This window comes from Croceicoccus sp., from assembly GCF_983967925.1.
Map to the genome: position 1 here is coordinate 66,186 of NZ_CFETID010000008.1, position 19,288 is coordinate 85,473.

General features: G+C 64.2%; 15 protein-coding genes. 8 read left to right on the forward strand and 7 right to left on the reverse strand.

Annotated elements, in window-relative coordinates:
* The first annotated feature begins 44 nt into the window (after positions 1–44).
* From lptB to ctrA, 3 genes are all read left to right on the forward strand, one after another.
* A complete protein-coding gene (gene lptB, locus AC4FIJ_RS06650) occupies positions 45–1,022 on the forward strand; it encodes an LPS export ABC transporter ATP-binding protein (protein WP_490335931.1) in 978 nt (325 codons plus the stop codon).
* A 39-nt stretch (positions 1,023–1,061) separates the two neighbouring features.
* On the forward strand, positions 1,062–2,534 hold the full coding sequence (gene rpoN, locus AC4FIJ_RS06655) for an RNA polymerase factor sigma-54 (protein ID WP_490335932.1): 1,473 nt from the start codon (positions 1,062–1,064) through the stop codon (positions 2,532–2,534).
* A 233-nt stretch (positions 2,535–2,767) separates the two neighbouring features.
* Positions 2,768–3,463, forward strand: coding sequence for a response regulator transcription factor CtrA (ctrA, locus tag AC4FIJ_RS06660; protein WP_490335933.1), 696 nt, complete (start codon positions 2,768–2,770; stop codon positions 3,461–3,463).
* A gap of 85 nt (positions 3,464–3,548) precedes the next feature.
* On the opposite strand, the gene phbB is transcribed toward ctrA, so the two are convergent.
* Positions 3,549–4,271, reverse strand: coding sequence for an acetoacetyl-CoA reductase (phbB, locus tag AC4FIJ_RS06665; RefSeq protein WP_490335934.1), 723 nt, complete (start codon positions 4,269–4,271; stop codon positions 3,549–3,551).
* 190 nt (positions 4,272–4,461) lie between these two features.
* Positions 4,462–5,280: a hypothetical protein gene (locus AC4FIJ_RS06670; RefSeq protein ID WP_490335935.1), complete on the reverse strand. Its 819-nt coding sequence runs from the start codon at positions 5,278–5,280 to the stop codon at positions 4,462–4,464.
* 627 nt (positions 5,281–5,907) lie between these two features.
* On the opposite strand from AC4FIJ_RS06670, the gene AC4FIJ_RS06675 reads away from it, so the two are divergent.
* Genes AC4FIJ_RS06675 through holA form a run of 4 tightly spaced genes read left to right on the forward strand, consistent with a single transcriptional unit; the run spans position 5,908 to position 10,409 of the window.
* A complete protein-coding gene (locus tag AC4FIJ_RS06675; RefSeq protein ID WP_490335968.1) occupies positions 5,908–6,306 on the forward strand; it encodes a DUF3576 domain-containing protein in 399 nt (132 codons plus the stop codon).
* 32 nt (positions 6,307–6,338) lie between these two features.
* Complete coding sequence (leuS, locus tag AC4FIJ_RS06680) at positions 6,339–8,861, forward strand: leucine--tRNA ligase (RefSeq protein ID WP_490335936.1); 2,523 nt, start codon at positions 6,339–6,341, stop codon at positions 8,859–8,861.
* Complete coding sequence (lptE, locus tag AC4FIJ_RS06685) at positions 8,861–9,388, forward strand: LPS assembly lipoprotein LptE (protein WP_490335937.1); 528 nt, start codon at positions 8,861–8,863, stop codon at positions 9,386–9,388. Before leuS ends, lptE begins: the two co-directional genes overlap by 1 nt.
* The gene (holA, locus tag AC4FIJ_RS06690; RefSeq protein ID WP_490335938.1) at positions 9,375–10,409 is read left to right on the forward strand and encodes a DNA polymerase III subunit delta; all 1,035 of its coding nucleotides are present in this window, start codon (positions 9,375–9,377) and stop codon (positions 10,407–10,409) included. The genes lptE and holA overlap by 14 nt, the downstream gene beginning before the upstream one ends.
* On the opposite strand, the gene AC4FIJ_RS06695 is transcribed toward holA, so the two are convergent.
* Genes AC4FIJ_RS06695 through AC4FIJ_RS06705 form a run of 3 tightly spaced genes read right to left on the reverse strand, consistent with a single transcriptional unit; the run spans position 10,406 to position 12,271 of the window.
* The gene (locus AC4FIJ_RS06695) at positions 10,406–10,969 is read right to left on the reverse strand and encodes an LptA/OstA family protein (protein ID WP_490335939.1); all 564 of its coding nucleotides are present in this window, start codon (positions 10,967–10,969) and stop codon (positions 10,406–10,408) included. The two genes, holA and AC4FIJ_RS06695, sit on opposite strands and share 4 nt — an antisense overlap.
* Before the next feature lie 10 nt (positions 10,970–10,979).
* Positions 10,980–11,624 carry an LPS export ABC transporter periplasmic protein LptC gene (lptC, locus tag AC4FIJ_RS06700; protein ID WP_490335940.1) on the reverse strand — a complete coding sequence of 215 codons (645 nt, stop codon included), beginning with the start codon at positions 11,622–11,624 and terminating at the stop codon, positions 10,980–10,982.
* Positions 11,625–11,650: 26 nt separating this feature from the next.
* Positions 11,651–12,271: a ribonuclease D gene (locus AC4FIJ_RS06705; protein ID WP_490335941.1), complete on the reverse strand. Its 621-nt coding sequence runs from the start codon at positions 12,269–12,271 to the stop codon at positions 11,651–11,653.
* 118 nt (positions 12,272–12,389) lie between these two features.
* On the opposite strand from AC4FIJ_RS06705, the gene AC4FIJ_RS06710 reads away from it, so the two are divergent.
* Positions 12,390–13,067, forward strand: a complete 678-nt coding sequence (locus AC4FIJ_RS06710; protein WP_490335942.1) for a uracil-DNA glycosylase — start codon at positions 12,390–12,392, stop codon at positions 13,065–13,067.
* Between the two features lie 9 nt (positions 13,068–13,076).
* On the opposite strand, the gene AC4FIJ_RS06715 is transcribed toward AC4FIJ_RS06710, so the two are convergent.
* Positions 13,077–14,513 carry a glutamate synthase subunit beta gene (locus tag AC4FIJ_RS06715; protein ID WP_490335943.1) on the reverse strand — a complete coding sequence of 479 codons (1,437 nt, stop codon included), beginning with the start codon at positions 14,511–14,513 and terminating at the stop codon, positions 13,077–13,079.
* Positions 14,514–14,524: 11 nt separating this feature from the next.
* Positions 14,525–19,177, reverse strand: a complete 4,653-nt coding sequence (gene gltB, locus AC4FIJ_RS06720; RefSeq protein ID WP_490335944.1) for a glutamate synthase large subunit — start codon at positions 19,175–19,177, stop codon at positions 14,525–14,527.
* Positions 19,178–19,288 lie beyond the last annotated feature (111 nt).

Below are 19,288 nucleotides of genomic sequence, written 5' to 3' on the forward strand. Positions count from 1 at the left end.
AACGCGGATAGGGACATGCGGCCGTGTGGGCAATGGGGCGGGCAATGGGATGGATGGCAGACCGGGCGGGTGCCAATCGATCGGGGGAGGATGCAATTATCCTGCCAAATGATCCACCATGGCCGGGATCGGGGCTTCAATCGGCGCGCCAAGATGGTATTGTCGGCCCATTCGATGCGCCTTCGTCAGGCGGCGCTGACAGGCTGGATCAAAAAGGTGGAGGCCCGATCATCGACACGCAGACCACTCTCGACCCCTCGGTGGACCCGGCGGAAACCGCGGCCCCTCCCATTCCGCCAAGCGGCGGGCTGGAAGTGGTGTCGATCGCGAAAAGCTATGACAAGCGGGTCGTCCTGTCGGACATCTCGCTCAGCGTGGCCAAGGGTGAAGTGCTGGGTCTGCTGGGTCCCAATGGCGCTGGCAAGACGACCTGCTTCTATTCGGTCATGGGTCTGGTCAAACCCGATTCGGGACGAATCCTTCTAGACGGCGAAGACATCACCAACCTGCCGATGTATCGCCGCGCGATCCTGGGCCTGGGTTATCTGCCGCAGGAAACCTCGATCTTTCGCGGCATGACGGTCGAGCAGAACATTTCCAGCGTGCTCGAACTGTCGGAACCCGACGCCGCCAGCCGCTCGCGCGAGCTTGAGCGCCTGCTCGACGAGTTCGGGCTGACGCGGCTGCGCGAAAGCCCCGCGATGGCGCTGTCGGGCGGCGAACGCCGGCGGTGCGAGATTGCGCGCGCGCTGGCCGCAAAGCCGTCGATCATGCTGCTGGACGAACCCTTCGCCGGCATCGATCCGCTGTCAATCAGCGATATCCGCAGCCTTGTCATCGATCTGAAGGACAGGGGCATCGGCGTGCTCATCACCGACCACAATGTGCGCGAGACGCTCGAAATCGTCGATCGCGCGGCGATCATCTATGGCGGACAGGTGCTGTTCGCGGGCAGCCCCGAGGACCTCGTCGCGAATGAGGATGTGCGCCGGCTCTATCTGGGCGAAGGCTTCACGCTGTGATGTGATGCGAATGCGCAAGACGATGACCAGCCCTTCCCCATGACACTCGCACCCCGCCTCGACCTCAGACAATCGCAATCGCTGGTGATGACGCCCCAGCTAAAGCAGGCGATCGGCCTGCTGCAATTGTCGAATCTAGAGCTTGAGGCCGTGCTGATGGACGCCGCGGCCGCCAATCCGCTGCTGCGCGTGTCGGGTCAGGAAGGCGAGGTCGAGAAGAAGATCGATCCCAAATCGGAAGAGCCTGCCGAAGCGGGCGCCCCCGGCGGCGAAAGTGCGCTCGATCTCGCGCCCGAATCGCTCGACCGCGATCGAGATACCGGCGATTTCGGCGACTTCTCCTCATCGGGCGCGGGCGGCAGCGGCTTCGATGGCGATTTTTCCGATTTTGCGTCCGGCGGCGGGCCGACGCTGTCCGAACATCTGCACGAACAGCTTTACCTCGTGCATGGCACGCCGGAGCAGATGTTCATCGCCCGCCAGATTATCGGGCGGCTGGACGAGGCGGGCTATCTGACCGTTCCGCTCGAGGAACTGGCGAACGATCTTGGCGTATCGCGCGGCGATGCCGAAACGGCCCTGCGCATGGTGCAGTCGCTGGAACCCACGGGCGTGGGCGCGCGCGATCTGGCCGAATGCATCTCGCTGCAACTGGCCGAGCGGGACCGGCTGGATCCCTGCATCACGCTGATGCTCAACAATCTCGATCTGCTGGCGAAGGGCAATTTTGCGCAGCTCAAGCGCATGTGCCGCGCCGATGACGAGGATCTGGCGCAAATGATCGCCGATATCCGCAGCTGCGATCCGCGTCCCGGCCATATGTTCGGGGTGGAGCCTGCCCCGCCCGTCGTGCCGGACGTGCTCGTTCGCGGCGGCGGCGTGTCGGGATGGCTGGTGTCGCTGAACCGCGAAAACCTGCCACGGCTGGTCGTCGACAGGGCCTATCATGCCCGCGTCAGCCCGTCCTGCCGCGACAAGGCAGCCAGCAGCTGGCTGGGCGAGCAGCTGGCCGATGCCAACCGCCTCGTCCGCGCGCTGGATCAGCGGCAACGCACGATCCTGACGGTGGCGCGTGAAATCGTGCGCAGGCAGGAAGGCTTCTTCCTGCGCGGCGTGTCCGCCCTCGTCCCGCTGACGCGGCGCGAGGTGGCCGAGGCGACCGAGCTGCACGAATCGACCGTCAGCCGCGTCACCGCCAACAAGTTCCTGCACTGCCCGCGCGGCTGTTTCGAATTGCGCTTCTTCTTCGCCTCAGGCGTCAGCTCTTCGGGCGGAGCGGACCCATCAATCGATCAGGGCGCGGCCTCTGCCGAGGCGGTCAAGGCGGCGATCAAGACGCTGATCGATGCCGAACCGGCCGATGCCATCCTGTCCGACGACGCGCTGGTCACCGAACTGAAGAAACAGGGTTACGAAATCGCTCGCCGCACCGTCGCCAAATATCGCGAGGCGGCGGGACTGGGTTCGTCGGTACAGCGGCGGCGTCAAAAGGCCCTGGCCCGCGCAGGCTGAACGCCGAGCTTTCGTCGAAAGATTGCCAGGTCCGATTCGGATCGTGCCGCGCGCGATTCAAAAACGGGTTTTGCGGCCGGAAACTGTTGCAATCATAACTCAAAATTCTCCGTTAAGACCTTTTAAGCTTTATTAACCTTTCTGGGTCACCTTTCGTATGGTTAATTGAACATCGCGTTTACGGTTGGCTCCCGACAGGGTGGATGAGCCGACCTTCAAGGGGGCTAAACCATATGCGTATCCTGCTGATCGAAGACGAGCCGACGACGGCAAAGGCCATCGAACTGATGCTCACAACCGAGGGGTTCAACGTTTACCAGACCGACCTTGGTGAAGAGGGCCTCGATCTCGGCAAGCTCTATGATTACGACATCATCCTGCTCGACCTGAACCTGCCCGACATGCATGGCTATGACGTGCTCAAGAAGCTGCGCGTCGCCAAGGTGCAGACGCCGGTGCTGATCCTGTCGGGCATTGCCGAGATGGATTCCAAGGTCCGCAGTTTTGGCTTTGGTGCCGACGATTACGTGACCAAGCCTTTCCACCGCGAGGAACTGGTCGCCCGCATCCACGCCGTGGTGCGCCGTTCCAAGGGCCACTCGCAGTCGGTGATCCGCACCGGCAAGCTCTCGGTCAATCTCGACACCAAGACGGTCGAAGTCGACGGTGCTCGCGTGCATCTGACCGGCAAGGAATATGCGATGCTGGAGCTGCTCTCGCTTCGCAAGGGCACGACGCTGACCAAGGAAATGTTCCTCAACCATCTTTATAATGGGATGGACGAGCCCGAACTCAAGATCATCGACGTCTTCATCTGCAAGCTGCGCAAGAAGCTGGCGACGGCCTGCAGCGGCGACAATTACATCGAAACGGTCTGGGGCCGCGGCTATGTGCTGCGCGATCCGGGTGCGGAGGCGCAGGCGGCCTGATCGCTCGCCAACGGCTGGACAAACGAAAAGGGGCAGGCGCCGGACGCCTGCCCCTTTTTCCTTGCGCCCTTTCGGCGAAAGGCAATCAATACATGTGCTGGCCGCCGTTGATCGACAGCGTCGCGCCGGTCACGAAGGTGGCCTCTTCCGCGCACAGGAATGCGACACCGCGCGCGATCTCGTCGGCATGGCCCAGCCGGCCGACGGGGATCTTCGCGATGATCTTCTCAAGCACCGGCTCGGGCACAGCCGCCACCATGTCGGTATCGATATAGCCCGGAGCGATGGCGTTGACCGTAACGCCATATTTCGCGCCTTCCTGCGCCAGCGCCTTGGTGAAACCGTGAATGCCGGACTTGGCAGCGGCATAGTTCACCTGGCCGTACTGGCCCGCCTGCCCGTTGACCGATCCGATATTGACGATGCGGCCCCACTTGCGCTCGCGCATGCCGGGAAAGGTCGCCTTGGCCATGTTAAAACAACCGCCGAGGTTGATACGCATCACCTCGTTCCAGTCGTCCCAGCTCATCCTGTGGAGCACGCCGTCGCGCGTGATGCCCGCATTATTCACGACGATGTCGATTTCGCCGACGTCGGATGCAATCTGCTGGCATCCCGCCATGACGGCATCGTGATCGCCGACGTCGAATTTGTAACTGGGAATGCCGGTATTCTCAGTGAATTCCTGCGCCTTCTGCTCATTCCCGCCATAGTTCGCGACCACGGTATAGCCCATATCTTTCAGGGCAAGGCTGATACCTTCGCCAATACCGCGCGTGCCGCCCGTGACGACTGCCACTCTGCTCATCCGTGCTTCCCCTTCAGTTCTGCACCCTCTCCGACCACGAGCCTAGGCACTCGTCAAAAAGGCGGCAAGCGGAATTCCGTTGCGCCGTAAGCCCCGATGGATCAGCAATTTGACGAAGAGGCGACGTTGCGGTCGCAAGCCCCGCAGGTCGACGCAGGTAGACGGCGGTCAGGACAATTGTCCCGCACCTTTAGAAGCGGAAACGGGTCCCGACATAGACGGACTGGTTGTCCTGCTGGCCATCAGCGATGGAGCCCAGTCGCTCACGCTCTGCCGAATAGCGAACGCCGGCCGTCACGCGCAGATTGCCCGTCACGCGATAGGAACCGCTGACATCGACCGATTGCTCACCATCCGCAAAGGTGCGCGGTGCGCGGCCGGGAACGACGCCTTCGTTCAGTTCCACGACACCGCCAAAGCGGCTTTCGCCCGACTTCTTCTTGGCGGGCGTAAACCGCGACAGATCGGGCGCATCAATTTCCTTCACCCCTTCGGGAAGGAAACTCTTGCCCAGACCGGGTTCGATGGCGTCTGAAATCTTCGCCGACTGCGAGAAGCTTTGATAGCCGCGTGCCATGCCCAGGTTGAAGGCGACCGGCGCAACACCGGCGACACCCAGCCCCGTCTCACCCGAAGCGGCGGTCTTGCGCAGCGAATTGGACCGCGCGATCGACGAATCGACGCGAACGGCAACGGTCACCGCACGACTGGCGGCTTCCTTCACCCCGGCGGGCGTAAAGCGGAACATACCTGCATCGCCCTTCGCGCCCTCACGAATGGAAGCCAGCGAGGCGAGCAGGCGCGGATCGGCAGAAGCAGGCGTAAAACCGCCAAGATCACCGCCGGCGGCGATGCTGAGGGAACGGCGCGAATCATCGGCGGCCACAAGATCGGAAACGGCGGCTACGGCGGGCGGCAGAGCGGCACCGAATGCACAGACTGCCGCAGCGGCCATCGCCGCATGCGCCACGCGCTTTCTGCCAAGAGCCCCCAACACGGTCACGTCCACCTCAATCCAATTCCCTGCGATCCCGACGGGTATCGCCCCGCCTTGGACCTAGTTCAGTCGCGGCTCTCACGAACCGCCTGACCGGCACGTTAACCACCTTGCGAATATGCCGATGTGGCCATCAGCCGCGGCGATCGCAAGACCCGCACCCCGCGGTCGTTTGCGAGATTTGCGTCGACTCGACAAGCCAAACGCAAGATGCGGTGTGCAGGTCTGTGTATAAAACGAAAAACCAAAGCCTGCAAAGCGATTTAGGCCGCCACATGTGACTCTTGATTGTTGCTGTTGCATGAAATCGACAGCATGTCCGAGCGGGGCGCCGACGAAACTTACATGCGGGCGTGATAGCGCTCCCATGGATTCCCCTCGCGACTCGTTCAGCCCCGTGTCACACAGGCTCGTGCTGAAAGCTTGCCCGCCGTGCGATCGCGGTGATAGAGCAACCCCCGCCCAGCCGGATGCGCATGCCACAAGGACATGCATTCGGCCGACCGCAAGCAGAACAGGAAGAATTTCGCCATCATGACCGCGACCCCGTTGCACCCCGCCCCCATGGCCGACTCCATGGACGCCGCCAGCGGCCTTAACCTGCGCCGTGCATCGGTCCGCGCCATCGTGGCCGCCGGGATGATTGCAGCACTCGCCGCTTGTGGCGGTGGCAACAAGCGGGTCGAGACGGACCTCGCCGCCGCGAATGTCACCACCATCGGCATCAACGCCTATCTGTGGCGCGCCAGCCTGGACACGCTGTCCTTCATGCCCATGCTGCAGACCGACAGCACCGGCGGGGTGATTGTCACCGACTGGTACACCAATCCGAACAATCCGGCCGAGCGCATGAAGGTGACCGTCACCATCCTCGATCAGGACCTGCGCGCCGACGCGCTGCGCGTGAACGCCAGCCGCGAGGTGATGAGCGGCGGCCAGTGGGTCGGCGCTCCGGTGCAGGCCGCGACGGTGCAGAAGCTGGAAGACATCATCCTGACCCGCGCCCGCGAGATGCGCCGCGACGCGTTGATGGGCTGACGCTTGCAAGTATCAGAGGCAGGCATCAGGCAATGACCGAAGAGCGTTTCGAACCGTCCAGCGCCGACGGACGCTGGCAGCGCGCCTGGGACGAGGCGGGGATTTTTCGCGCCGACAGCGCGAGCACCAAGCCCAAGAGCTATGTGCTGGAGATGTTTCCCTACCCCTCGGGCCGTATCCATATCGGCCATGTGCGCAATTACACGATGGGCGACGTGCTGGCGCGCTTCAAAGCGATGACCGGGCACGAAGTGCTGCACCCGATGGGCTGGGACGCATTCGGCATGCCCGCCGAAAACGCCGCCATGGAAAAGGGCGTGCACCCCGGCGGCTGGACCCGCGACAATATCGCCAACATGAAGGCGCAGCTGCAGCGCCTGGGCTTTGCGCTGGACTGGAGCCGCGAATTCGCGACCTGCGACGCGGAATATTACGGGCAGGAACAGGCGCTGTTCCTAAAGCTGTACGAAGCGGGCCTGGTCTATCGCAAGGAATCGGCGGTGAACTGGGATCCGGTCGACATGACCGTGCTGGCGAATGAGCAGGTGATCGACGGGCGCGGCTGGCGTTCGGGCGCGCTGGTCGAAAAGCGCAAGCTTTCGCAGTGGTTCCTGAAGATCACCCAGTTCGCGGACGAGCTGCTGGAAGGGCTGGATGGCCTCGACAAATGGCCCGAGAAGGTCCGGCTGATGCAGGAAAACTGGATCGGCAAGTCGACCGGCCTGCAGGCCCATTTCAAGGGCAGCAATTTCGACGAGACCATCGAGGTCTATACCACGCGACCCGACACGATCTTCGGCGCAAGCTTCGTCGCCGTTGCGGCCGAGCATCCGATTGCGCAGGCCGTCGCCGCGACCGACCATCTCGCACAGGAATTCATCGAGAAATGCCGCGCGGGCGGGACCACGGCAGCAGAGCTGGAGACGGCGGAGAAGCTGGGTTACGACACCGGCCTGACCGTCGCGCATCCCTTCACGGGTAAGGATCTGCCTGTCTGGATCGCCAATTTCGTGCTGATGGAATATGGCACCGGCGCGATCATGGCGGTGCCCGGGCACGACCAGCGCGACTTCGAATTCGCGACCAAATACGGCCTGCCGATCCCGCGCGTGGTCGCGCCGAACGCCGATGAAGCGGACAAGCCTTTCGCCGGCGAGGCGGAATCGGGCGAAGGGGTGATCGTCAATTCCGATTTCCTGACCGGCCTGCCTGTGGACGAGGCCAAGCGCGCGATCATCACACGCGCTGCCGAGGACGGCTGGGGCACGCCCAAAACGCAGTACCGCCTGCGCGACTGGGGCGTTTCGCGCCAGCGTTATTGGGGCACGCCGATCCCGTTCATCCACTGTGACACCTGCGGCGTGGTGCCGGTGCCCGAAGACCGGCTTCCGGTGGTCCTGCCCGAAGATGTGGACTTCAAGACGCCGGGCAATCCGCTGGAGCGCCATCCGACGTGGAAGCACACCGACTGCCCGAAATGCGGCGGCGCGGCGCGGCGCGAGACCGATACGCTGGACACATTCGTCGATTCCAGTTGGTATTTCCTGCGCTTTGCCAGCCAGCCGGGCGACAAGCCCTTCGACAAGGACGAGATCGCGCAGTGGCTGCCCGTGGGCCAGTATATCGGCGGGATCGAGCATGCGATCCTGCACCTGCTCTATGCAAGGTTCTGGACGCGGGCGCTGGCGCATTGCGGGCTGATCGACGTGAAGGAGCCCTTCGCGCAATTGTTCACGCAGGGCATGGTCACGCATGAGACCTATAGCCGCGAGGAAAACGGCCGGACCGTCTATTATGCCCCGTCAGAGGTGAACCGGTCCAGCGACAGCGCGGTGCTGGTTGATGGCGGCCAGCCGGTCGAGATCGGCCGCGTGATCAAGATGTCCAAGTCGAAGAAGAACGTCGTCGACCCGGACGAGATCATCGCCCAGTACGGCGCGGATGCGGTGCGCTGGTTCATGCTGTCGGACAGCCCGCCCGAACGCGACCTGCCGTGGAGCGAAGCAGGCATCGAGGGCTGCGGCCGCTTCGTGCAGCGCCTGTGGCGCCTGTTCGGCCAGTATGACGCCGAGGCGGCAGGCGACGACAAGGCAGTCGCGCGCAAGCAGCATCAGACCGTCGCCGCCGTGGCCGAGGATATCGAGGCTTTGTCCTTCAACAAGGCGGTCGCCCGCATCTACGAACTGACCGGCGTGGTCGAAAAGGCCGCCCCCAGCGCAAGCCTTAGCGAAGCGATCCTGTCGCTGATGAAGCTGGTCTCGCCGATGATGCCGCATCTGGCCGAAGAGGCTTGGTCGCGCGCCGGACAGGCCGGGCTGGTGGCGGAAGCCGCATGGCCCAAGGTCGATCCCGCCCTGCTGGTGGAGGACGAGGTGACCGTCGCGGTGCAGGTCAAGGGCAAGCTGCGCGACACGCTGACCGTGCCCAAGGGCCTGCCGAAAGAGGAACTCGAGGCGCTTGCCCTCGCCAGCGAGAAAGTTCAGCGCAACCTTGAAGGCGCCGAAATCCGCAAGGTGATCGTGGTGCCCGATCGCCTGGTCAATCTGGTCATCTGATGCGCTGGAACGCCCTTCTGCCGGCTCTTCTTCTCGCATGCTTCGCCGCGCCCATGCTGGGCGGCTGCGCGCTACAGCCGGTCTATGCAGGCGGCGGATCGGGCGCGGTGGCGCAGGGCCTTTCGGCGGTAGAGATCGCGCCCATTCCGGGGCAGAGCGGCTGGCTGATGCGCGATGCCTTGCAGCAGCGCATGGGCACGGACGGCGGGGGGTCGCGCTATCGGCTGGACGTCGTGCTCGACGATCAGCTGACCGGATTGGGCCTGCTGGGCGACGATACGATCGGCCGCGAACGCCGAACGTTGCGCGCACGCTATCGCCTTGTCGATCTGTCGAGCGGCGAGACGCTGCTGGATGCGACCGACGGAGCCGACGCGGGCATCGACGTTGTTTCCAGCGAATATGCCACCATCGCGGCCGAGCAGACCGCCTTGGAAAATCTGACGCGCGACGTGGCGGACAGCATCGTCACCCGCATATCCACCACCCTTCGCCAGCAGATGCAGGCCCCAGTTGAAGATCAATAACGGCAAGTTCGCCCAGACCGCTCCGCGCGCCGCCGGTTCGGTCAAGGTCTTCTTCTTCTGCGGACCGGACGAGGCGGGCGCCCACGGGGCCGCTGCCCGTATCGTCGAATTGCTGCCCGATCCCGGCGAGCGCGTGGAGATCGAGGGCAGCGAGCTCAAGCGCGATCCTGTTCGCTTGTCCGACGAAACCCGCTCCACCTCGCTGTTCGGCGACCGGCGGCACATCATCGTGCGCGCGCAGGGCGAGGAAGCGCATGACGCGCTGAAAATCCTGACCGACGCGCCCGAGGCCGATGTCGCGCAAGGCTGGCCGGTGATCGTCATCGCCAGCGGCGCGACCGACAAGTCACGCAGCGCGAAACTGCTGGAAAAGCGCGACGATTCGCTGGTCGTGATGTTCTATCCGCCCGACCTGCGCTCGGTAACGGCGGAGGTACGCAGGCTGGCCGATACGGCGGGGCTGCGCATGGGTGCGGAACTGGCGCAGCGGATCGCCGCCTCGGTCGCGCTCGACACGCGCATGGCGGCGGCCGAGGTGCAGAAGCTGGCGCTGTATCTCGACGCCGACAGCCATGCGCCCCGCAATGTCAGCGCCGAGGACATCGACGCCATCGGTGCCGAGACCGAGGACGACGGCATGATGCCGCTGGTCGACGCGGTCATCTCGGGCGATGTGATGCGCCTGCCCCATGAACTGGCGCGGTTCCGGCAGCATGGGCTGAACCCCGTGGGCACGGTGCTGGCGATGGAGCGGCGCGTGGCGCAACTGGCGCAGATCGCCGCGCGCATCCGTCCGGGCGAGAATGTCGCGAAGGCGGTGGAGAACGATCCACGCATCTTCTTCAAGGAACGCGCCGCGATTTCGCGTCAATTGCAGCAATGGCACGGACCCAGGCTTGCGCGGCTCAGCGACCGGCTGATGGCGCTGCACCGCGCTTTGCTGGCCGACAGCCAGGCCGCGCCGCTTCTGTTCGCGGCGGGCTGTACCGAAATCGCCCGCGCTGCCGCGGCGCGCCGCTAATTTTCCGGAACCGAGAAGCTGCCCGAAACGCGGCCCCTGGAATTGGTCGCGCCCCCGACGGCGGAGGAACTGCCGGCACTGCTGCCGTCCACGCTCGACACGCCGGTATCAAGATCGATAACCAGCCGCCCGCCGTTGAGCGTATCCGACCCGCGCCGCAGCGCGACGTCGCCGACCAGCGTGATGGTGCGGCGGTTGAAGTCATAGACGCCGACATTGCCGCGCGCCGTCTCCCCCCCGCGCATGACCGAAACGCCGCCGGTCGCGGTGATGCGCTGGATGCGCAGCGTTCCGGCATCGGTGTAATCGACGATGGTCCGCCCCGCCGTCAGCCGCAGATCGCCTTGGTTTACGACCACATTGCCCGACAACACGACGCGGTCGGCCCGGTCCTGCAATTCGATCCGGTCCGCCGCGTAATCGACGGGCTGGCGCGAATTGAAACCGGCGATCGACTGCGCGGACAATTGCTGCGCGCCAAGGATCGCGGCGGCCGACAGGGCAAAGCCGGTGGCGGCGCGAATGGCGATCTTGCGGATGGAGGATGGCTTTGGTGTCATGTTCTTTCCGTCACCGCGTGGTCAGCGCGCCGGGCTCCATGCGAAGCCGTGCATCGCCGATAAGCGAAACCGTGCGCTCCTGCAAATCGGCTTCGAGCCGGTCCGCCGAAAAGGTCCCCGAAGGAACCCGGCCATTGACCCGCCCGTCGCCCACGATCCGCTGTTCGGGAAGCAACACCGAGACATTGCGCGCAATCATGCGATAGCCGTCGGATGCGGTGAAATTGACCGCGCCGGGAAAGCGCACGCTTTCCGCGTCGAGATTATAGGTGCCGTTCTGCGCGGTCAGGACCGCGGGCCCTTCGTTCAGCAGTATGCGGGCGGTGAGATCGTTCATCTCAACCATCTGCCGCTGCTTCGTCCGCTGCAGCGCGCTGCCCGCCTGTACCGAGAACGGGCGGCCGTCATTATCGGCTCCGCGATACATCGCATTGTCGACGGTCATGCGGTTCTCGGTCAGTTCGACTTGGTTGCGATCCAGCAGAAAGCTGACCTCGCCCTGCGACGCGACCGGCGCGAGCACCATCAGCGCCAACAGAACGCCGATGCAGATCGGCAGCGCCACCAGCAGAAAGTGGATCAGTCGGTCGTGCGATCCACCGGGCACCGCCTGTTCGCGGCGCTTGTGGCGGGCAATAGTGGCCTCGACGCTCATGTTTGATCCGTTATCGCCTCAAGGCCTCATGCCTCGTGACTGAAGATGTCCTTTTCGCTCCAGCCTTCAAGGTCCAGCAGTGCGCGCGCGGGCAGGAAATCGAAACAGGCCTGCGCAAGGCCGGTGCGATGCTCGCGCTCCAGCCGCTCGCGGAAGATCGCGACCATGTCGTGCAGATAGCGCACATCGCTGGCGGCATATTCGCGCTGCGCCTCGTTCAATTCGGGCGCGCCCCAGTCGCTGGATTGCTGCTGCTTGGAAATGTCCTTGCCCAGCAATTCGCTGACGAGGTTCTTGAGCCCGTGGCGATCGGTATAGGTGCGCGTCAGCTTGCTGGCGATCTTGGTGCAGAACACCGGCGCGGCCATCACGCCCAGATAGAACTGGATCGCCGCAAGATCGAAGCGGGCAAAGTGATAATATTTCTCACGCGACGGGTCGGCCAGCACCGCACACAGGTTTGGCGCGTGATAGGGGCTGTCGGGGCGAAAACGAACCAGATGCTCGTCCCCGCGGCCATCGCTGATTTGCACGAGGCACAGGCGGTCACGCGGCGTGATCAGGCCCATGGTCTCCGTATCGACGGCGACCGGCCCCGGTCCCAGCACGCTCTCGGGCAGATCTTCTTCGTGGAGGTAGACTGTCATAATTATGTCCTTAGGGGCGATCGGGAATTTGGGAAAGGGGCGAGAGCGGGTCTCGGCAGGGGAAATTGAACATGCGCCGTCTGGCGGCGCGAGTGCGGTAGGCCCTACACAGGCCAGTATGAATGTAAACGTACCCGCCAGCTGGGCCAAAGCACTTGCCCCCGCACTCGCCAGCCCCGACGCACGCGCACTCGATCGGTGGCTGGGCAAACAGGACGATGCGGGCCGAACCGTCTATCCCCCGCGCGAGGAGCGGTTCGCGGCCCTCACCCTGACGCCGCTGGACGAGGTGAAGGTGGTGATCCTTGGGCAGGATCCCTATCATGGACCGGGTCAGGCACACGGGCTGGCCTTTTCGGTGCCCGATGGGATGCGGCTGCCCCCTTCGCTGAGGAACATCTACAAGGAGCTTGAGAGCGATCTGGGCGTGCCTGCGCGGCAAGATGGCGACCTGACGCGCTGGGCCACGCAGGGCGTGCTGCTGCTCAACACCTCTCTGACGGTCGAGGCGGGCAAGGCCGGATCGCATGCTGGGCGCGGTTGGGAGGCGATTACCGATGCCTGTGTCCGCGCCGTGGCCGCGCGGCATCAGTCCAGCGTGTTCATACTGTGGGGCAGCCATGCGCAGCAAAAGGCGCGCCGCATCCCCGAACTCGGTGCCGGCTCACCCCATCTGGTGATCGAAAGTCCGCATCCCAGCCCGCTGTCGGCCTATCGCGGATTCTTCGGATCGCGGCCCTTCAGCCGAGCAAACGCGTTTCTGCGCGACAGCGGCCGCGATCCGATAGATTGGTAGGCGCGCGCCTCAGCGCGGCAGTTCGCTGACGCCCATCAGGGCCTCGTCCACGGAACGCGCGCACTGACGCCCTTCGCGAATGGCCCAGACGACAAGGCTCTGCCCACGGCGCATGTCGCCGCACGCCCAGACCTTGTCCTCGCTGGTCGCGTAGCTTTGCGTATCGGCCAGCACGTTGCCGCGCGCGTCATATTCGACGCCCGCCTGGTCCAGCATGCCGCCCTTGCGCGCGCCGACGAAGCCCATGGCCAGCAGGATGAGATCGGCCTTCAGCGTAAACTCGCTGCCCGGCACTTCCTTCATCTCGCGCCCCTGCCATTCCAGGCGGACGCATTCGAGGCCGGTTACCTTGCCGTTCTCGCCCACCACGCGCTTGGTCAGGATCGCCCAGTCGCGGTCGACGCCCTCCTCGTGGCTGGACGATGTACGCAGCTTGAGCGGCCAGTTCGGCCAGGTCATCAGCTTGTCCTCTTTTTCGGGAGGCTTGGGCATGATCTCGATCTGCGTGACGCTCTTCGCGCCCTGCCGGTTGGACGTGCCGACGCAGTCCGAACCGGTGTCGCCGCCGCCGATCACGATGACATGCTTGTCGGTCGCCACCAGCGTGCCGCGCGGGGCCGCGCGCTCTTCGCTGTCGCCCGCATTGCGCTTGTTCTGCTGGGTCAGGAATTCCATCGCGAGGCGTACCCCGCTCATCTCCGCGCCCGGAATGTCCAGCGTACGCGCGTCTTCCGCGCCGCCCGACAGCACCACCGCGTCGAAGTTTTCCTTCAGCGTCTTCATCGAGATGTCGACGCCCACCTCGGTGCCGGTGCGGATCGAGACGCCTTCGGCCTCCATCTGCGCCGCGCGGCGATTGATGAGATGCTTCTCCATCTTGAAGTCGGGAATGCCATAGCGCAGCAGGCCGCCGATCCGGTCGCTCTTCTCGAACAGCGTAACCGAATGACCCGCCCGCGCCAGTTGCTGGGCGCAAGCCATGCCCGCGGGACCCGATCCCACGACCGCCACCGACTTGCCGGTCTTCTTTTCCGGCGGCTGCGGAACGATCCAGCCTTCTTCCCATCCCTTGTCGACGATCGCGCATTCGATCGACTTGATGGTCACCGGCTGGTCCACGATGTTCAACGTGCAGCTCGCCTCGCAAGGCGCCGGGCAGACGCGGCCGGTGAATTCGGGGAAGTTGTTGGTGGAGTGCAGGTTGACCAGCGCCTCCTTCCAGTTCCCTTCATAGACCAGGTGGTTCCAGTCCGGGATGATATTGTTCACCGGACAGCCGTTGTGACAATAGGGAATGCCGCAGTTCATGCAGCGGCTCGCCTGCCCCTGAAGGGCCTGCGGGTCGTGCGGTACCACGAATTCCTTGTAGTGCTGCAGGCGCTCCGTCGGCGCCTCATAGCTGCGGTCCTGGCGGTCGAGTTCCAGGAAGCCGGTTTCCTTACCCATGTGAGCCTCCCTTATTCCGCCGCAACCGATTCGGCTTCAAGCCGTTCGGATTCCAGCATTTTCAACGCATTCTCATAGTCGCGCGGCATGACCTTGACGAACTTGCCGACCGCATTGTCGAAATCGTCGAGGATCGCCTTTGCCCGGCTGCTGCCGGTGTGCAGCACATGCCGCTCCAGCAGGATGCGGATGCGCGCGCTGTCGTAATAGAGCGGATCGCCCATGCCGAAGTCCTCGACCGAACGGCCGCGCTGTTCGGGGCGGCGGCCATGCGGCACGTCCTCGTCCGACAGTTCGACCTCGCGCAGGTTCACCATCTCGGTGTTGCAGCGCTTCGCGAACTGGCCGTCCTCGTCATAGACATAGGCAATGCCGCCCGACATGCCCGCGGCGAAGTTGCGGCCCGTCGGGCCAAGCACCATCACCACGCCGCCGGTCATATATTCGCAGCCGTGGTCGCCAGTGCCCTCGACAATCGCGATCGCGCCCGAATTGCGGACTGCGAAACGCTCGCCCGCGACGCCGTTGAAGAACGCCTCGCCCGCAATCGCGCCATAGAGCACCGTGTTGCCGACGATGATGTTGTTCGTGGGATCGCGGTCCATGCCTTCAGGCTGCTTCACGATCACACGACCGCCCGACAGACCCTTGCCGACATAGTCGTTGGCATCGCCCGTCAGCTCCAGCGTGACGCCATGCGCCAGCCACGCGGCAAAGCTCTGCCCCGCGACGCCGGTGAAGCCGATGCGGATCGTGTTGTCCGGCAGGCCGGCATGGCCGTAACGCTTGGCCACTTCGCCCGACAGCATGGTGCCGACCGTGCGGTTGACGTTGCGAACCGTGCGTTCCAGCCGCACGCTTTCGCCATTCTCCAGCGCTGGACGGGCTTCCCTGATCAGCTCCTGATCCATCGCGGCTTCGAGGCCATGGTCCTGCGTCTCGGTCCGGTAAAGCTCGTGCCCGGGGACCGGCTTCACCTGATGGAGCAGCTTCGACAGGTCGACGCCATGTGCCTTCCAGTGCGAAACGGCGCGCTTCATGTCGATTCGGTCGACGCGGCCGACCATTTCCTCGACCGTGCGGAAGCCCATGTCCGCCATGATCTGGCGCAGCTCTTCCGCGACGAAGAAGAAATAGTTGACCACATGCTCGGGCAAGCCGGTGAAGCGCTTGCGCAGTTCGGGGTTCTGCGTCGCCACGCCGACCGGACAGGTGTTGAGGTGGCACTTGCGCATCATGATGCAGCCCGCGGCGATCAGCGGGGCGGTGGCAAAGCCGAACTCGTCCGCGCCCAGCAGCGCGCCGATGGCGACGTCGCGGCCAGTGCGCAGCCCGCCGTCGACCTGCACCGCGATACGCGCTCGCAGATCGTTGAGCAGCAGCGTCTGCTGCGTTTCGGCAAGACCGATCTCCCACGGGGAACCCGCATGGGTCAGCGAGGTCAGCGGGGAGGCGCCCGTGCCGCCCTCGTAACCCGAGATGGTGACATGGTCGGCGCGCGCCTTGGACACGCCCGCGGCCACCGTGCCGACGCCCACTTCGGACACCAGCTTGACCGAGATGCGCGAGGTCGGGTTCACGTTCTTCAGATCGTGGATCAGCTGCGCCAGATCCTCGATCGAATAGATGTCGTGATGCGGCGGCGGCGAGATCAGGCCCACGCCCGGCGTCGAGTGGCGGGTCGCGCCGATGGTCTTGTCCACCTTGTGCCCGGGCAGCTGGCCGCCCTCGCCGGGCTTTGCGCCCTGCGCCATCTTGATCTGGATGTCGTCCGCATTGACCAGATACTCGGTCGTCACGCCAAAGCGGCCCGATGCGACCTGCTTGATCGCCGAACGCATCGAATCGCCATTGTCCATCGGCGTGAAGCGCTTGGGATCCTCGCCGCCCTCACCCGTGTTCGACTTGCCGCCGATCCGGTTCATGGCCATCGCCAGCGTCGTATGCGCTTCCCAGCTGATCGAGCCATAGCTCATCGCGCCGGTGGCGAAGCGCTTCACGATCTCGGCGGCGGGCTCCACCTCGTCCAGCGGGATCGCCTTGTCGGCCTTCTTCAGATCCATCAGCCCGCGGATCGTCAGCAGCCGTTCGGACTGCTCGTTGATCGACTTGGCGAACTCTTCATAATTCTTGAAGTCGTTACCGCGCACGGCGTGCTGCAGGTTCGCGATATTGGTCGGCGTCCAGGCGTGTTCCTCGCCCCGGATGCGATACTGGTAGATACCACCGACATCGAGCATCTTCTGATATATCTGCTCTTCCGAATAGGCGGCGGTGTGACGGCGCACCGTCTCTTCCGCCACTTCGGCAAGTCCGACGCCCTCGATCGTGGTCGAGGTGCGGGTGAAGTACTTGTCGATGAACGCGGTCGAAAGGCCGACGGCGTCGAAGATCTGCGCCCCGCAGTATGACTGATAGGTGCTGATCCCCATCTTCGACATCACCTTGCGGATGCCTTTGCCGATGGCCTTGATGTAGTTGTACTCGACATCCTCGGCCGAGAGCGGCGCCTCGCGGTGGACGCGAATGCTCTCCAGCGTCTCGAACGCCAGATAGGGGTTGATCGCTTCGGCGCCGTACCCTGCCAGCACGCAGAAATGATGCACTTCGCGCGCTTCGCCGGTTTCGACGACCAGCCCGGTCTGCATGCGCAGACCCTGCCGGACGAGGTGATGGTGCACCGCCGACGTCGCCAGCAGCGCGGGCATCGCGATGCGATCCGGTCCCTGCGCGCGGTCCGACAGGATCAGGATGTTTTTGTCGGCCAGCACCGCCTCGGTTGCGGCCCAGCACATTTCCTTGATCGCCATCTCCAGCCCCTCGGCGCCGGTGCTGGCGTCCCAGGTGATGTCGATGGTCCCGGTGCGGAACGCGCCGTCGAGGCCCGATTCGACCGAGCGGATCTTGGCGAGATCGCTGTTGGTCAGGATCGGCTGCGTGATTTCAAGCCGCTTGTGCGTGCCGGCGTCGCGGCCCAGCAGGTTGGGGCGAGGGCCGATCATCGACAGCAGGCTCATGACCAGCTCCTCGCGGATCGGGTCGATCGGCGGGTTGGTCACCTGCGCGAAGTTCTGCTTGAAATAGTCGTAGAGCAGGCGCGAACGCTTGGACAGGACGGCGATGGGCGTGTCGGTGCCCATCGATCCGATCGGATCGTCGCCATTATACAGCATCGGCTCGAGGAACTTGGACACGTCCTCCTGCGTGTAGCCGAACGCCTGCTGACGGCGCAGGAACAGCTCGCTGTCGGCGGTGGGATCGACCGGCACGTCGTCCGCCTCGATCTCGACGATGTCGAGGTCTTCCAGCTTGTACTGCGCGTCGCGCAGCCATTTTTCGTAGGGATGCGCGTTCGAAAGCTCGGCCTTCAGCTCCTCATCCTCGACGATGCGGCCTTCCTCGAGATCGATCAGCAGCATCTTGCCGGGCTGTAGTCGCCACTTGCGCGTGATGTCCTCTTCGGCGAACGGCAGCACGCCGCTTTCGGATGCGAGGCAAACGAGATCGTCCTTGGTCACGCAATAGCGCGCCGGACGCAGCCCGTTGCGGTCGAGCGTGGCGGCAATCTGGCGGCCATCGGTGAAGGCGACCGACGCGGGGCCGTCCCAAGGCTCCATCAGGGCGGCGTGATATTCGTAAAAAGCGCGGCGAGCCGGATCCATCTCATGGTTCTTGGCCCATGCCTCGGGGATCAGCATCATCATCGCATGGGCAAGGCTGTAGCCACCCGCCAGCAACAGCTCGAGCGCATTGTCGAGGCACGCAGTGTCGGACTGACCATGCGGAATGATCGGCCACATCTTGTCCAGATCGGCGCCCAGCAGCGGCGATTCCATGGTGCGGCGGCGCGCATTCATCCAGTTCACATTGCCGCGAACCGTGTTGATCTCGCCATTATGGGCGATCAGGCGGAACGGCTGCGCCAGCCTCCAGCTGGGGAAGGTGTTGGTGCTGAAGCGCTGATGCACCAGCGCCAGCGCCGAGGTGCAGTCCGGATCGCGCAGATCGTCGTAGAAGCTGCCGACCTGGTTCGCCAGCAGCAGCCCCTTGTACACGATGGTCCGGCTGGAGAAGCTGGGCATGTACAATTCGGTCAGGCCCGGCAGGCCGTGCTTTTCGGCCAAAGTCGCAAGCGGGTTCTGCGTCTGCTTGCGGATCGAGAGCAGCTTGCGCTCGAACGCGTCCTGGTCCTCGCAATTGCCGCCGCGCGCGATGATCGCCTGGCGGATGACCGGCATCTGTTCCAGCACGGTCTTTCCCAGACCGTCGAGCGTGGTCGGCACATCGCGCCAGCCAATCAGCTGCTGGCCTTCCTTGCCGATGAACTTTTCGAACTGCGCCACCACAAAGTCGCGCGAAGGCTCGTCCTGCGGCAGGAAGCACATCGCGACGGCGTAATCGCCGGCGGGCGGCAGCGTCTTGCCCTCACCCTGCGCCCACTTGCGCAGCAGCGCGTCGGGCATCTGGATCAGAATACCCGCGCCATCGCCCAGAAGCGGGTCGGCCCCCACCGCGCCGCGGTGGTCCAGATTTTCCAGAATGGTCAGGCCTTGTTGAATAATCGCGTTCGATTTCTGCCCTTTGATATGGGCGACGAAGCCCACACCACAATTGTCGTGTTCGTTACGCGAGTCGTAGAGGCCTTGAACCGGCGGAAAACCCATTTTCACCTATCCTGTCGGGGCCGGGCAACATTACCCGTAATGTAAACGCGAATCAGCCCGCCCCAGTGGGGCGCAGTTATTGCGCGTTCGCTCCCAATGACGACAGGAAGC

Coding starts and splice junctions, on each gene's coding strand:
- ctrA (WP_490335933.1), top strand. CDS start 2,768: ATGCGTATCCTGCTGATCGAAGACGAGCCGACGACGGCAAAGGCCATC.
- AC4FIJ_RS06695 (WP_490335939.1), bottom strand. CDS start 10,969: ATGACACCAAAGCCATCCTCCATCCGCAAGATCGCCATTCGCGCCGCC.
- AC4FIJ_RS06710 (WP_490335942.1), top strand. CDS start 12,390: ATGAATGTAAACGTACCCGCCAGCTGGGCCAAAGCACTTGCCCCCGCA.
- lptC (WP_490335940.1), bottom strand. CDS start 11,624: ATGAGCGTCGAGGCCACTATTGCCCGCCACAAGCGCCGCGAACAGGCG.
- AC4FIJ_RS06715 (WP_490335943.1), bottom strand. CDS start 14,513: ATGGGTAAGGAAACCGGCTTCCTGGAACTCGACCGCCAGGACCGCAGC.
- AC4FIJ_RS06705 (WP_490335941.1), bottom strand. CDS start 12,271: ATGACAGTCTACCTCCACGAAGAAGATCTGCCCGAGAGCGTGCTGGGA.
- lptE (WP_490335937.1), top strand. CDS start 8,861: ATGCGCTGGAACGCCCTTCTGCCGGCTCTTCTTCTCGCATGCTTCGCC.
- rpoN (WP_490335932.1), top strand. CDS start 1,062: ATGACACTCGCACCCCGCCTCGACCTCAGACAATCGCAATCGCTGGTG.
- gltB (WP_490335944.1), bottom strand. CDS start 19,177: ATGGGTTTTCCGCCGGTTCAAGGCCTCTACGACTCGCGTAACGAACAC.
- AC4FIJ_RS06675 (WP_490335968.1), top strand. CDS start 5,908: ATGATTGCAGCACTCGCCGCTTGTGGCGGTGGCAACAAGCGGGTCGAG.
- lptB (WP_490335931.1), top strand. CDS start 45: ATGGGATGGATGGCAGACCGGGCGGGTGCCAATCGATCGGGGGAGGAT.
- leuS (WP_490335936.1), top strand. CDS start 6,339: ATGACCGAAGAGCGTTTCGAACCGTCCAGCGCCGACGGACGCTGGCAG.
- phbB (WP_490335934.1), bottom strand. CDS start 4,271: ATGAGCAGAGTGGCAGTCGTCACGGGCGGCACGCGCGGTATTGGCGAA.